Origin of the sequence: Halorussus halophilus (assembly GCF_008831545.1) — an archaeon.
In the GTDB taxonomy this organism is placed as follows: Archaea; Halobacteriota; Halobacteria; order Halobacteriales; family Haladaptataceae; genus Halorussus; species Halorussus halophilus.
Genome location: NZ_CP044524.1, coordinates 170,335 through 183,130 on the forward strand (window position 1 = coordinate 170,335; position 12,796 = coordinate 183,130).

At 66.1% G+C, this 12,796-nt stretch carries 13 protein-coding genes; 3 read left to right on the plus strand and 10 right to left on the minus strand.

Features of this window, described 5'->3' with window-relative positions:
- Nucleotides 1–29: 29 nt before the first annotated feature.
- The 9 genes from dacB to lysA form a co-directional block, all read right to left on the minus strand.
- Nucleotides 30–1,433, minus strand: a complete 1,404-nt coding sequence (gene dacB, locus F7R90_RS18860) for a D-alanyl-D-alanine carboxypeptidase/D-alanyl-D-alanine endopeptidase (protein WP_192498499.1) — start codon at nucleotides 1,431–1,433, stop codon at nucleotides 30–32.
- The gene (locus tag F7R90_RS18865; RefSeq protein ID WP_158059117.1) at nucleotides 1,430–2,719 is read right to left on the minus strand and encodes an ABC transporter ATP-binding protein; all 1,290 of its coding nucleotides are present in this window, start codon (nucleotides 2,717–2,719) and stop codon (nucleotides 1,430–1,432) included. The genes dacB and F7R90_RS18865 overlap by 4 nt, the downstream gene beginning before the upstream one ends.
- Complete coding sequence (locus F7R90_RS18870; protein WP_158059118.1) at nucleotides 2,716–3,726, minus strand: ABC transporter ATP-binding protein; 1,011 nt, start codon at nucleotides 3,724–3,726, stop codon at nucleotides 2,716–2,718. The genes F7R90_RS18865 and F7R90_RS18870 overlap by 4 nt, the downstream gene beginning before the upstream one ends.
- Nucleotides 3,726–4,787: an ABC transporter permease gene (locus F7R90_RS18875; RefSeq protein WP_158059119.1), complete on the minus strand. Its 1,062-nt coding sequence runs from the start codon at nucleotides 4,785–4,787 to the stop codon at nucleotides 3,726–3,728. Before F7R90_RS18875 ends, F7R90_RS18870 begins: the two co-directional genes overlap by 1 nt.
- 3 nt (nucleotides 4,788–4,790) lie before the next feature.
- On the minus strand, nucleotides 4,791–5,741 hold the full coding sequence (locus tag F7R90_RS18880) for an ABC transporter permease (protein WP_158059120.1): 951 nt from the start codon (nucleotides 5,739–5,741) through the stop codon (nucleotides 4,791–4,793).
- Nucleotides 5,742–5,826: 85 nt separating this feature from the next.
- The gene (locus F7R90_RS18885; RefSeq protein ID WP_158059121.1) at nucleotides 5,827–7,545 is read right to left on the minus strand and encodes an ABC transporter substrate-binding protein; all 1,719 of its coding nucleotides are present in this window, start codon (nucleotides 7,543–7,545) and stop codon (nucleotides 5,827–5,829) included.
- A 128-nt stretch (nucleotides 7,546–7,673) separates the two neighbouring features.
- Nucleotides 7,674–8,147 (minus strand): hypothetical protein, encoded by a 474-nt coding sequence (locus F7R90_RS18890; protein WP_158059122.1) that lies wholly within the window; start codon nucleotides 8,145–8,147, stop codon nucleotides 7,674–7,676.
- A 28-nt stretch (nucleotides 8,148–8,175) separates the two neighbouring features.
- Nucleotides 8,176–8,298: a hypothetical protein gene (locus F7R90_RS22755; RefSeq protein WP_267905121.1), complete on the minus strand. Its 123-nt coding sequence runs from the start codon at nucleotides 8,296–8,298 to the stop codon at nucleotides 8,176–8,178.
- Nucleotides 8,295–9,560, minus strand: a complete 1,266-nt coding sequence (gene lysA / locus F7R90_RS18895; protein WP_158059123.1) for a diaminopimelate decarboxylase — start codon at nucleotides 9,558–9,560, stop codon at nucleotides 8,295–8,297. Before lysA ends, F7R90_RS22755 begins: the two co-directional genes overlap by 4 nt.
- A 134-nt stretch (nucleotides 9,561–9,694) precedes the next feature.
- On the opposite strand from lysA, the gene F7R90_RS18900 reads away from it, so the two are divergent.
- Together F7R90_RS18900 and F7R90_RS18905 are read left to right on the plus strand one after the other, a co-directional pair.
- Nucleotides 9,695–10,777: a M42 family metallopeptidase gene (locus F7R90_RS18900; RefSeq protein WP_158059124.1), complete on the plus strand. Its 1,083-nt coding sequence runs from the start codon at nucleotides 9,695–9,697 to the stop codon at nucleotides 10,775–10,777.
- Nucleotides 10,774–11,637: a serine hydrolase gene (locus tag F7R90_RS18905; protein ID WP_158059125.1), complete on the plus strand. Its 864-nt coding sequence runs from the start codon at nucleotides 10,774–10,776 to the stop codon at nucleotides 11,635–11,637. The genes F7R90_RS18900 and F7R90_RS18905 overlap by 4 nt, the downstream gene beginning before the upstream one ends.
- A 73-nt stretch (nucleotides 11,638–11,710) precedes the next feature.
- Here F7R90_RS18905 and F7R90_RS18910 read toward each other — a convergent pair whose 3' ends face one another.
- A complete protein-coding gene (locus F7R90_RS18910) occupies nucleotides 11,711–11,854 on the minus strand; it encodes a hypothetical protein (RefSeq protein ID WP_225741362.1) in 144 nt (47 codons plus the stop codon).
- 131 nt (nucleotides 11,855–11,985) lie between these two features.
- Here F7R90_RS18910 and F7R90_RS18915 point away from each other — a divergent pair, with 131 nt between their 5' ends.
- Nucleotides 11,986–12,750 (plus strand): cyclase family protein, encoded by a 765-nt coding sequence (locus F7R90_RS18915; RefSeq protein WP_158059127.1) that lies wholly within the window; start codon nucleotides 11,986–11,988, stop codon nucleotides 12,748–12,750.
- Nucleotides 12,751–12,796: the final 46 nt, after the last annotated feature.

A 12,796-nucleotide genomic window follows, 5' to 3' on the forward strand; every position in this document is an offset into this window, starting at 1 on the left:
TTCGAGTGAACGGTCGAACGACCGACCGCTCACCGCAACGACCGGACGAACGCGTCCTGTCGCTCGCGGGCCGACTCGACGTCGCCGGTCAGTCCCGACAGCAACACCGAGAACAGCACGTCTGGCGCGTCCGGCCGTTCGACTATCCCGGAGAGCGCGCAGGTTCCGGTGAGCGTTCCGGTCTTCGCGCGGACCCCGTCGACGTCAGCGAGTCGCGATTCGAGCGTGCCCTCGCCCGGTTCCGGGAGCGAGGAGAAGAACGTGTCGCGCCACGGTCGGTCGGCGGCCCACGAGAGCAGTTCGACGACGCCCCTGGCGGTGAGGAGGTTGTACCGCGACAGCCCCGATCCGTCTCGGATTCGACACGTTGAGACGCCGAGCGATTCGAGGCGGTCGGTCGCGAGGTCGTTCCAGGCCTCCCACGACCCAGAGCGACCACCGCCGTCGCCGTCGTCTGTCCCGCCGGCGTGGGACGCGCCGACGGCGCGGGCGAGTTGCTCCGCGACGAAGTTGTCCGAGGGGACGTTCGTCCGGCGTGCCAACGCCGAGATTGGCGCGGATTCGACGGCCCACTCGCGGGTGCTGGAGTGCCCGTTCGGGGAGGTTTCCGCTTCGGCCTCCGTCCCCGTTCGTTCGGCGACGTCGCCTCGCACCGCGACGTCCGCGTCGGCGAGCGCGTCGCGGAATGCCAGCGCGCAGTGATACCCCGGATTCGAGACGGGCGCGCGCTCGCTTCGCTCGCTTCCGGACGGGAGCGTCCCTTCGACGCGGACGACTCCGGTGTCGTGGTCGGTGTAGACCGAGCAGTCGTCCTCGCCGGGTTCGACGTCGCACTGGACCGAGACCGCGTCGGTCTCGGGGGTGAGCGTCGCCTGGAACTCTCCGGTCGCCGCCGGGTCGGCGACCTCGACGGCGACGGTGTTGCCGGCGAGCGAGAGCGCGTCGCTCCGCGCCCCGTACGCGTGCCGTTCGTCGCCCCACGTCCAGCCGGGGCCGAGTCCGTCGTCGCCAAACAGCGAGCGGTCGAACAGCAGGTCGCCCGCGACGGTCTCGACGCCCGACTCGCGGACGCGCTCGGCCAGCTCCGCGAGGTCTCCGGGCGAGAGGTCGGGCGCGCCGCCGCCGTGGAGGCGGAGGTCGCCGTCGAGGCGTCCGTCGGATAGCTCACCGCTCGAAGTCGCACGCGTCTCGAAGCGATAGTCTGGACCGAGCGCGTCCAGCGCGAGTGCCGTCGTCAGTAGTTTCGTGTTCGACGCGGGCGGTAGCGCGCGGTCGGGCGCGTGGCTGGCGAGAACGTCGCCCTGCCCACCCCCGCGCTCGCGGGTTTCGCTGCTGTCGTCGCCGCCTGCAGTCACCTCGCGGGCGAAAATCGAGGCTGACGCGCCATCGATGGACGCGAGTCCAGAGACGGCCGCTTCCGGCGAGTCGCTCACCACGTGAACTCCTCGCGGTCGTCCGTGTCGAGGTGACAGGCCGACTGGTGAGACGACACCGACACCTGCTCCAGCAGCGGCGTCTCGGTCTCGCAGACCGAGGCGTGTTCGGCGAGGTACTCGCGCGCGGTCGCCCAGTCGCCTGTGTCAGCCGCCTCGACGGCCGCTACGGCGTCCCTGCGGACGCGACTCGGCACCTCGTGGTCGAAGTACGACTCGACGACCGACTGAGGGTCGCCGCTCGCGTCGAGGTCCGCCGAGTTCACGTCCTCGCGCAACGAGGCGAAGTCGGCGTAGCCCGCCTCGGAGAATCCGTCGGGCAGTACGAAGTTCGGACAGCGCGTGTGGAACTTGCAGCCCGAGGGCGGGTCCGTCGGGCTCGGCACGTCGCCCTTCAACTCCGCGACAACGCCCGCCGCGTCGGGGTTGGGGTTCGGCACCGCGTCGAGCAGCGACCGCGTGTAGGGGTGGTGCGGTTCGGTGAACAGCCGCTCGGTCGGCCCGACCTCCACGAAGTCTCCGACGTACATCACGGCCACGCGGTCGGCCATGCTCCGGACGACGCCGAGGTCGTGGGTGATGAACAGGTAGGTCAGCCCGTACTCCTCCTGCAGGTCCGCCATCAAACTGAGTATTTGGGCCTGCACGCTCATGTCCAGTCCCGAGACCGGTTCGTCGGCGATGACGAGGTCCGGGTTGATGGAGAGGGCGCGGGCGAGGTTGATCCGCTGGCGTTGCCCGCCGGAGAACTCGTGGGGGAAGCGGTTGTAGTACTCCCCTTCGAGGCCGACCTGTTCGAGCAACTCGATGGCGCGACTCTTCCGCTCCTCCTCGCTCCAGCCGGCGGCCTCCAGCGGGTCGGCGATGATGCGTCCGACCTTCCGGCGGGGGTTCAGACTCGACATGGGGTCCTGGAACACCATCTGGACGTTCTCGCGGAACCACCGCTCGTCGGACTCCTCGAAGTCCGTCACGTCCCGGCCGTCGAAGCGTATCTGGCCCGCCGTCGGGTCCTCCAGTCCGACGACGGTTCGCGCGAGCGTCGACTTGCCGCAGCCGGACTCGCCGACGACGCCCAGCGTCTCGCCGGGGAACAGGTCGAAGTCGACCCCGTCCACGGCCTTCACGTGGGAGTCGTCCAACGCGAACGGGAAGCCGTCCCGGTCGCGGTCGTAAGTGAGCGAGCCGAGCACGCCGGTGTTGACCGGGAAGTGCGTCTTCAGCCCCTCGACGCTCAACAGCGGCTCGTCCGTTCGCTCGCGTCGCCGCTCGACGGTCGAGCTCATCGGTCACCTCCCGTCTCGTGGAGTCGCGGGTCGCCGTCGCCGCCCTCCGCGTAGTGCAGACACGCCGCGTCGTGGTCCGCTCCGACGTCGAACTGCGGCGGTTCCACGGTGGCGCAGTCCTCGAAGGCGACGGGACAGCGGGTCCGATAGCGACAGCCGGAGGGCGGGTCAACCGCGCTGGGCATCGACCCCTCGATGGGGTCCAGTTCCTCCGCGCGCCGGTCGGCCGTCACCGTCGAGCGCAGCAGCGCCTGCGTGTAGGGGTGTTTCGGGTTCCGGTACAGTTCCTCGTAGGGGGCGGTCTCCGCGATTTCGCCGAGGTACATCACGGCGACGCGGTCGCAGACCTCGCGGACGACCCCGAGGTCGTGGGTCACGTACACCATGCTCGTCTCGAACTCGTCTTTGATGTCGTCGAACAGGTCGAGTATCTGTGCCTGGATGGTTACGTCGAGCGCAGTCGTCGGTTCGTCGGCGATGATCAGGTCTGGTTCGCATGACAGCGCCATCGCGATGAGCGCGCGCTGTTGCATCCCGCCGGAGAACTCGTGTGGGTACTGCTCGGCGCGCTCGGCCGGGTCTGGGATGCCGACGTCGTCCAGCAACTGGACAGTCCGGTCCCACGCTTCCTCGTCGCTCACGTCGCGGTGATGCTCGATTATCTCCGAAATCTGGCTCCCGACGGTGAACACGGGGTTCAACGCGGACATGGGGTCCTGGAAGATGAACGATATCTCGGTGCCCCGGACCTGGTTGCGCAGTTCGGTCTCCGAGCGTTCGAGCAGGTCGTCGCCCTTGAACCGGACGCTGCCGTCGACGACGTGGCCCGGCGGCCGGATGAGCCCCAGCAGGCTCTTGACAGCGACGGACTTGCCCGCGCCGCTCTCGCCGACGAGACCCAGGGTTTCACCCCGCTCGACCTCGAAGCTGACGCCGTCGACGGCCTGCACGATGCCGTCCTCCGTGTAGAAGTACGTCCGGAGGTCCTCGACTTCGAGCAGCGCCATCAGTCGTCACCTCCCGCTCCGCGGCCCGGGTCGTCCGGACCGTCGCCGGTCGTCCCGGTCGCCTCGATGCCCTTTGCCGCTCGGGCGCTCGTACCGGGCGTCTCCGTCTCGGGCATCGGCAGGTCGTCTGGATCGTAGCTGACCCGGAGCGACGTCTTGGGGTCCATCGCGTCGCGCAGGCCGTCTCCGAGCATGTTGAACCCCATCACGGTCAGGAATATCATCAGGCCGGGGAAGATGGCGACCCAGGGCGCGATCAGCAGGGCCTGCTGGGCGTTGTTCAGCATCCGGCCCCACGACGCGGTGGGCGGCTGGACGCCGAACCCGAGGAACGACAGCGCGGCCGCGCCGATGATGACGCCGCCCATCGAGAGCGTCGCCTGCACCAGCACCGCCGCGAACCCGTTCGGAACGATCTCGCGCAGCAGAATCTTGCGCGTCGGCAGGCCCGCCGCGCGGGCGGCGTCGACGTACTCCTCCTCGCGGATGGACAGCACCTCCGAGCGCATCACTCGCGCGTACGCCGGGATGCCGATGATGCCGTACGCCAGGAAGAGGTTGTAGACCGACGGGCCGAGGATGGCCATCATGGTCATCGCCAGCACGAGGCCGGGAATCGAGTACAGCACTTCCATCAGGCGCATCAGCACGTCGTCGGTGTAACCGCCGCTGTAGGCCGCGAACGACCCGATGAGAATGCCGCCGACGAACGAGATGCCGACGGCGATGACGCCGATGGCGAGCGCGATGCGGCTCCCGTAGATGATGCGGGCGAGCACGTCGCGGCCGAACTGGTCGGTGCCCATCGGATGCGCCGCCGACGGGGGCGCGTAGGCGTTTATCTGGTCCATCGCGTGGGGGTCCGCGACGAGCGCCGTAATGATCGCCTTGTCGAGGAAGACGAGGTCGATGGTCGAGACGACGGCCAATACGACGAGCACGCCGACGACGACGCCGCCGGCGACGGCCGTCGGGCTGTGTCGAAGCTCCTTGAGCGTCGAGACGACGCCGCTTTCGGTCTTGAAATCCGCGTTCGAGACGGTGGTACTTTTCGAACTCATTGGTCAGTCGTATCTGATTCGGGGGTCGATGTACGCGTAGGCGAGGTCGGTCAGCAGGACGCCGACGAGGAACAGTATCGAGAAGAAGATGTTCAACCCGATGATGACGCCGTAGTCCTGGTTGATCAGTCCCTTGTAGCCGAGCCGACCCATGCCGGGGATAGCGAATATCTGTTCGACGACGACGCTGCCGTCCAGCAGGAACGACAGTTGCAGACCGATGATGGTGATGAGCGGCAACAGCGCGTTGCGGAACGCGTGGCGCAGCAGGATACGCCGTTCGGGGAGGCCGTACGCGCGCGCCGTCTCAACGTAATCCTGGGACAGCTCCTCGACCATGCTGGAGCGGGTCATCCGCATCAGCGTGGCCGTCTGGGCCGTCGCGAGCGTGATTATCGGGAGCACGAGGTGCTTGGCCGCGCCGACCGGGTCAGCCAGCGGCGAGACGTAGCCCGACGCCGGGAACCAGCTGACTTCGTAGGCGAACAGGAATATGAGCATCAGCCCCAGCCAGAAGTTGGGCGTCGAGAGGCCCGCCAGTCCGACGAATCGCGAGACGTGGTCGCCGATCTGGTTGTGCTTGGCGGCCGAGTAGACGCCCAACAGCAGCGCCGCCGGCAGTGCGATGAGGTACGAGACGCCCATCAGGACCAGCGTCGGCCCCATCCGTTCGAGCATGAGGCCCGAGACGGGTCGTTTCCGCATGAACGACTCGCCGATTTCGCCGTGGAGGAGTCGCCAGAGGTAGTCCAAGTACTGCTTCCAGAGCGGCTGGTCGAAGCCGTAGCGGTGTATCAGTTCGTTGGCGAGTTCCTGACTCGGGTTCAGTCCCAGATAGATCCGAACCGGGTTGCCCGGCAGCGCGTGTACCATCACGAACGTGAGTGTGAACACGCCCAGTAGCACCGGGATTATCTGGAGGATTCGTCGTATCGTGTACCTGTAGAGACTCATGGATTTCGAACCGTCATACGTGTGTATCGGTGGCCCTCGTGGGGTCTTGTGAGTAGATAACTATAGTCGTGGGGGTAGCCGAACCCTACTTCTTGATGTACGCGTTCGACCACTCGTTACAGAGCGGTTGCGCGTTGAACGCGGTGGGCTCGTAGTCCTTGACGTTCTTGCTCCACGCGGTCGCGGCCTGCTCGGAGAACACCGGGATGTGGGGGTACAGCCCCTGCCACGTCTCGGCGGCGTCGATGTACATCTCCTTGCGCTTGCTCTCGTCGGTGAGCCGTCGGGCCTGCCGGATGGTCTCGTCGACCTGCTGTAACTCGTCGCTGTCCTGGGACTTATACAGGTAGCTCGCGGAGGCGTTGCCGACGATGCCTTCCGAGAGGCCGCCCTCGTCGTTTCGCAGGTCACGGAACAGGTAGTAGAAGAAACCGTCGGGGTCCTGGCCGCCGGACCACCCGTAGATGTTCACGTCGAACTCGCCGGAGTCGAGTTCGTCGAGCCACTGGCCGATGGTGACCTCGCGGACGTTCGCCTCGATGCCCACCTTCTTCAGCTCGTTCTGCAGGATGATGGCCATGTTCTTGAACTTCGAGCTCGCCAGCGAGGAGATCTTGAGCGTCTTCCCAACGCCGTCGCCGTACCCCGCTTCCTGCAGCAGTTGCTTCGCTTTGTCGTGGTTCTTGTCCGGGTAGTACTTTTGCTTCCACTCCTTCCAGGGGAACTCCCACGACTTGTTGACCTCCTTCGGCATGAAGCCGTAGGACCGCTTGCCGAGGGTCCCTTTGGTGGCCTTGAGCATCTCGTCGTAGTCGACGAGGTACTGCATCGCCTTCCGGACCTTGAGGCTCCCGAACGGTTCGCGCATCGTGTTGAAGATGAGCCCGTTGTAGTCGAAGTGCGAGATGCGCGTCATCTTGATGCCCTGCTCTGCCTGGGCCTTCTTCAGCAGGTTCTTCGGCACGGTCGCCTGGTGGACGCCGCCGGTCGCCAACTCGACGAACTGGACCTGCGGCTTCGGGATGACCCGCATCTTCAGCGAGGCGAGGTTCGGCTTCTTGAGGAAGTAATCCTCGTTGCGAGCCAGCGTGATGTGCGAGGAGGAGACGTGCTTCTGGAACGTGAACGGTCCGGACCCGACGGGTTTGCTGCCGAACTTCTTCGTGCCTTGGCTCTCGGCCTGCTTCTTCGGCACGACGGCCGCGTTCATCCCCGCCAGCGTCAGCTTGAACAGCGCGAACGGGTAATTGAGGTTGAACGTCACCTCGTAGTCGCCGCTCGCCTCCACCGAGTCGATGAAGTCGAGGTTCGACCGGTTCGGGGACTTGTTGTCGGGGTTGAGCACCCAGTTGAACGAGTAGGCGACGTCTTCGGCGGTCAACTCGCTCCCGTCGTGGAACTTCACGCCCTGTTTCAGCGGGACGACGAAAGTGGTCTCGTCCTGCTTCTGGGGTTGGTCGGCGGCGAGGTGGGGTTGGAACTGCTTGCCGTCCGGACTCAGGACGTAGAGCGTGTCGAAGATGTAGTGAAGGAACCCGTTCACCCACGCGAGTTCGTTCATCCGCGGGTCCAGGGTCGTCGCGTCCTCGGCGGTCGTCCCGACGAAGGTTCCGCCGCCCTGGACGTTCTGCTGCTGTTGATCGGTCGTCTCGCTACCGCCGCCGCTCGTCCCCGCCGCGGTGGTGTCGGCGGTCGTGCCTTGGTCGTTGCCCCCGCCGGAACAGCCGGCAAGCGCGGTGCCGCCGAGCAGCCCGGAGGTCGCCAGGAAGTGTCGTCTGTCTAGTTTGAGGCGTTCGTCGGTCATGGTTGGTCGGTGGACGGCCGTTCAGTAGCCGTGTTGTGGGATAACATGGCTAATGCGGGTAAATAAGTAAGCCCTATTATACTAGTGGTGTGCTGAGATGCCGCTCATAAATTAAGTCCCGCGCCGAACTACGGGACGACGCGAACCTCGAGGTCGTCGTACAGTCCGCGTCGCTCCCAGTCGTCGACGGCGAGAAATCCAGTGATCTGACAGGACCCGTCTTGTGGCACCCACTCGTCGCCCGTCGCGCCCGCGCGCCGAACGAACCCGTCCCATCGGAGCGGGAAGACGCGCCGCTCGCGTCGCGCGAACGCGACCCGGCGGGCAACCGCCGGCGGTTCGAACCCTCGTTCGTCGGCTTCCGGGATGCCCTCGACCGACCATCCCCACAGGCGACTCGTCGGAAGCGTGAGTGCCACCGGTATCGGCAGGCGGTTGCGGACCGTCAGGACGAACGTCTCGGGTTCGCCGACCGTCAGCGTCGCCGGTCCCCGGAGGTCCACGGCGAGTGCTCGAAGGACGAGCTCGCGGGGAACGAGCCGCGTGACCCAACTCCCCGCTCTCCCGTCGTTCTCGTCGTCCGTCACGTAGTCGAATCGCATTCTCGGTGCCTCAGCTCGTACTCGCTCGTCACCATCGTTTCGCCGGCAGTATTTCGACCTGACGACTTCGCCGCGGCCGCTCGTCGGCGTTCGGTACGGCCACCTCGGCGAGTCGCCACCACTCTCCGCGGTTCTCGAACCCGTCGCTCACCGGAGGTCCTCGGGGATGCGGTCGTCGCCGAGGACGTCGTCGCAGGTCTCCGCCCGGCGAACGAGTTCGGCCTCGCCGGACTCCCTGAGGAGGACGACCGCAGGTTTCGGCTCGGCGTTCGTGTGACTCGCGCTCCCGAGGGAGTACGCGCCGATGCGGTCCACGGCCAGCACGTCGCCCTGTTCGAGCGGGGGAAGCGAGACGCCCTCCTGAATCACGTCCCCGGTGTAACAGAGCGGTCCCGCCACGTCGTACTCCCGGGTCGCCTCGGCATCGGAGACGGCGTAGATGGGGTACGGCCAGTACGACGAGACGGCGTTCGTTCCGGCGTCAAGGACGGCGAACGTCGAGTGGGGTGTCTCCTTGACGACGCCGACGCTGGCGACGAGCGTGCCCGCGTTGCCGACGAGCCGACGGCCGGGTTCGACGCAGAGCGTCGGTTCGGCGAGGCCGTGGTCGGCGGCGGCGTCTCGAACGGCGTCGGCCATCGCGGCCACGATGGTCTCGGTGTCGGGCACGTCCTCGTCGTACGGAACCGGAAAGCCGCCGCCGAGGTCGAGCACGTCGATTTCGACGCCCGTCTCGTCTCTCACGTCGGCCGCGAACGACAGCATCTCGCGGGCGGCGACCTCGTACGGTTCGACGCCGCGAATCTGGCTCCCGACGTGGAGTTGGACGCCGACCAGTTCGAGTTCGTCGGCGTCGGCTGCCGCCTCCGCCACAGTGAGCGCGCGTCCGGACGCCACGTCGAGGCCGAACTTGCTCTCGCGGGTCGCCGTCGCCACGTCGGGGTGGGTCGGCACCTCCATCGCCGGGTTGCCCCGAATCAGCACCTCCGGGGTATTCTCGGCTGACGCCGCTGCCTTTCGGAGCTTTGTCAGTTCGGTCTCGTTGTCCACGAGGAACCGGTGGACGCCGAGCGAGAGCGCGCACTCAATGTCCGAGACGCGGCGGTTCATTCCCGTCAGCAGGACGTCCCCGGGGTCGAAGCCCGCTTGCTGGGTCGCCGTCAGTTCACACCGGGCGTACGCCTCGGCGTGACAGCCTTCGTCGCGGAGGACCGAGAGGACGCCCAGGTTGTAGTTCGCCTTCACTGCGAAGTGGATCGTCGAATCGGGGTAGTGGTCGTCCAACGCTCCGCGAAGCGTCCGGTAGTTGCGCCGAAGGTCTTCCTCGAAGAAGATGTACAGAGGCGTGTCGAACTCCTCGAGTAACGACTCCCGGTGGTCGAGCAGGCGCGCTTTGCGTGCCGCGAGGTCCATACGTCGGAGTTGCGCGACGGCGCCAAAAACGCTTGACCTAGTATGGACGGGCGAGACTCGTCCGCGCACGGGGTCTCGCCAGCGTGCGAGGACTTGCCACAGAACTATCTACCGCGAGCGAGAGCGTTCGAGCGATGACAGACGAACACTCCGTCGAGTTCGCCGACCTCGAACGCCTCGTCGCCGCGCGTGGCCCGCCGGGCGACGAGCACGCCGTCGCCGACGTGTTCGAGGAGTTGGTCGAACCGCACGTCGATACCGTGACGAGAGACGAGTTGGGGAACGTCGTCGCCACGTCCGAGGGCACCGAGGACGCCCCCGAGATCATGCTCGCGGCCCACACCGACGAACTCGCGTTTCTCGTCGACGGCGTCACCGACGAGGGTTTCCTGACGTTCCAGTTGCTCGGCGGTCACTACAAGGGCAACTTCGCCGGCCAGCAGGTCGTCGTCGGTCCCGACGAGGTGCCGGGCGTGATCGGCGCGAAACCGCGCCACTTCATGGACGACGATGAGAAGGAGTCGCTTCCCGAGGACCTCGTCATCGACGTGGGCGCGAGCGGTCGCGCCGAGGTCCGCGACCTGAACGTCGAACCCGGCGACCACGCGACGTGGGACCGCGAGGTGACGCGACTCGCCGGCGACCGCGTCGCCAGCCGGGCGCTGGACGACCGGATCGCGCTGGCGATGCTGGTGGCGACGGCTCGCCGCGTGGACACCGACGCGACGGTCCACTACGCGGCCACGGTCCAGGAGGAGGTCGGACTGCGCGGCGCCCGCACCGCCGGCTTCGCCGTGGACCCCGACGTGGGCGTCGCCCTCGAAATATTCCCGTCGGACGACTACCCAGCGGGCGACGAGGCCGACCCCGCCGTCCGCGTCGGCGAGGGGCCGGTCGTCGAGTTCGGTGACGGCACCTCCGAGTACCTGTTCGGCGGCGTCCTCGTCGACCGACAGACTCTCTCGTGGCTCAGGTCGGCCGGGGAGGCCGGCGACATCCCAGTCCAGCACGCGGTGATGGTCGGCGGCACGACTGACGCAACCGAGTTCCAGCAGGTCCGGGGCGGCCGTCACGCTGGTGCGGTCGCCATCCCCTGTCGGTACACTCACTCGCCCGTCGAGACCGTTTCGATGGGTGACGCGGACGAGGCCGTCGAACTGTTGGTCGAAGCCCTCGGTACTCCGTTCCCGTCCCGCGAGGAGGCGAGACGGCGGTGAGGCCCGACGGTCCTCGAATCGAGACCACGGCCCAGTTGGGCGAGTTCGTCGATTCCTACCGCGAGAAGCTCGACGGCCGACTCGGCGTCTTCCTCGGCTTTCCGGACGGTCCGGACGACTTCGACGTCGTCTACCGCCGCGCCGCGACGACGCAGTTCGCCAGCGCGAGCGTCGTCAAGCTCCCAGTCCTCTACGCGCTGCTCGCGAAGTACGACGGTCGTCTCTCCGAACTCGACGCGCCGCGCGAGATCGCCCCGGAGAACCGCGTGGCCGGTAGCGGCGTGCTCCACCTCCTGTCGGCGACGCCCACGCTTCGGGACCTCGCACGCGCGATGATTTCGATAAGTGACAACGCGGCGACGAACGAACTCGTTGACGAACTCGGGATGGACCGAATTGAGTCGGCCGCCGCCGATGTCGGGATGACCGACACGCGACTCCGGCGCAAGATGATGGCCACGCTCGGGGACAACGACCTCGAACTCTCTGGCGACTGGCCCGACGGCGAGCCCGCGAACGCGACGACACCGCTCGACTGCGCGCGTTTCTTCGCCGACTTCCACTCGGAGGCGACCCTCTCGGCGGCCGCCTACGACGAGATGGCGGTGCCGCTGGAAGCCCAGAAACACGCGATGAAGTTTCCTCGGTATCTCCCACGGGACGCGACCGTCGTTCACAAGACTGGAGAACTTCCCGAAGCGGCACTCGATACTGGCTACCTCCGACCGCCCGGCGGGGATGGGAACCCCCTCGTCTTCGCCGTCCTCGCCGACGAACTGACTACTGGTGCCGACGGCGCGGACGCTATCGCGGAAATCGGAGAAGCGGTGTACACGTGGTTCAACCACCGTGACCCGTAACTCCGTGTCGAGATTTCGACACCTTCCCCCTCCGTTTACGAAAACGCAAACAGACTACGACATTTTTCACATGTTACGAAGCACCCCAGTCGGTGATGCCGAGTACTGCGTCGCAGTTCGGGCAGGTCCAGACTTTCGGCTTGCTCGCGGCCCCACCGCGCTCTAATCGCTCGGCCCACTCCGTGATGTCGGATTCGCAGTTCGGACACGTCGCCATGTCCAATGTTACCACGCCACTCCGCTTGTACGTTGTGTCAGTTGTCGATTGTGTCATCGGTGTTCGCCTGCGATTCCCTGCCAATGTTTAAGCCACTCCGGCGACGTGTGGGAAAGACGGAGACGAAATAGATGCTCGATGGATACGAGATGTACGACCTGACACAGCCGTGGTCCCAAGACACGCCAGCGTGGCCGACGTACGACAACCCGAAGGTGTGGTACGAGAAGAGCCTCGACACCGAGAAAGTCAACGGCCAGAAGATAGAGTTCATGAACCACACCGGCACCCACTTGGACGGCGAGAAACACTTCGTCGCCAGTGGACGCGACATCGAGTCGGTGGGGCTGGACGAACTAGTCGGTGACGCCGTCGTCGCCGACATCTCCGACAAAGTCGGGGACTACGACGTGTACACCAGCGACATGATTGAGGACGTGTGTGACGTGCGAGAGGGCGATATCCTCTTCATCCACACCGGCTATCAGAAGTACGCGTGGCACCGCGAAGAGGCAGACCCCCACGCCTTCTTCTGTAAACACCCCGGCCCGAATCAGGAGTTCGCCGACTGGTGCAAGGAGATGGACTTGAACTACCTCATGCTCGACTGCGGGAGCGCAGACCACCCGATGAACACCGTCATCCGGGACGTACGGCCCGAACTCGCGAGAGAAGCGCGCGAGAAACACGGCGTAGACGACTTGGACGAAATCTTCCCGCCGGAAGGGTATCAGCTCATGCACACTGAACTGTTCCCGGAGGGTATCATCCACGTCGAGAACGCCCAAGTACCCGAAGAACTGCTCAACGAACGCGTTCAAATCGGGACCTTCCCATGGCGGTTCCGCGGCGGCGAGTCGTCGGTCTCGCGCTGTGTAGCGTTCAAGGAAGCGTAACTTCGACGTCCGACATTTCTTTCAGTGCGGTGGTCCGTTCTCGACG

Coding starts and splice junctions, on each gene's coding strand:
- F7R90_RS18865 (WP_158059117.1), bottom strand. CDS start 2,719: ATGAGCTCGACCGTCGAGCGGCGACGCGAGCGAACGGACGAGCCGCTG.
- F7R90_RS18870 (WP_158059118.1), bottom strand. CDS start 3,726: ATGGCGCTGCTCGAAGTCGAGGACCTCCGGACGTACTTCTACACGGAG.
- F7R90_RS18875 (WP_158059119.1), bottom strand. CDS start 4,787: ATGAGTTCGAAAAGTACCACCGTCTCGAACGCGGATTTCAAGACCGAA.
- F7R90_RS18880 (WP_158059120.1), bottom strand. CDS start 5,741: ATGAGTCTCTACAGGTACACGATACGACGAATCCTCCAGATAATCCCG.
- F7R90_RS18885 (WP_158059121.1), bottom strand. CDS start 7,545: ATGACCGACGAACGCCTCAAACTAGACAGACGACACTTCCTGGCGACC.
- F7R90_RS18890 (WP_158059122.1), bottom strand. CDS start 8,147: ATGCGATTCGACTACGTGACGGACGACGAGAACGACGGGAGAGCGGGG.
- lysA (WP_158059123.1), bottom strand. CDS start 9,560: ATGGACCTCGCGGCACGCAAAGCGCGCCTGCTCGACCACCGGGAGTCG.
- F7R90_RS18900 (WP_158059124.1), top strand. CDS start 9,695: ATGACAGACGAACACTCCGTCGAGTTCGCCGACCTCGAACGCCTCGTC.
- F7R90_RS18910 (WP_225741362.1), bottom strand. CDS start 11,854: ATGGCGACGTGTCCGAACTGCGAATCCGACATCACGGAGTGGGCCGAG.
- F7R90_RS18915 (WP_158059127.1), top strand. CDS start 11,986: ATGCTCGATGGATACGAGATGTACGACCTGACACAGCCGTGGTCCCAA.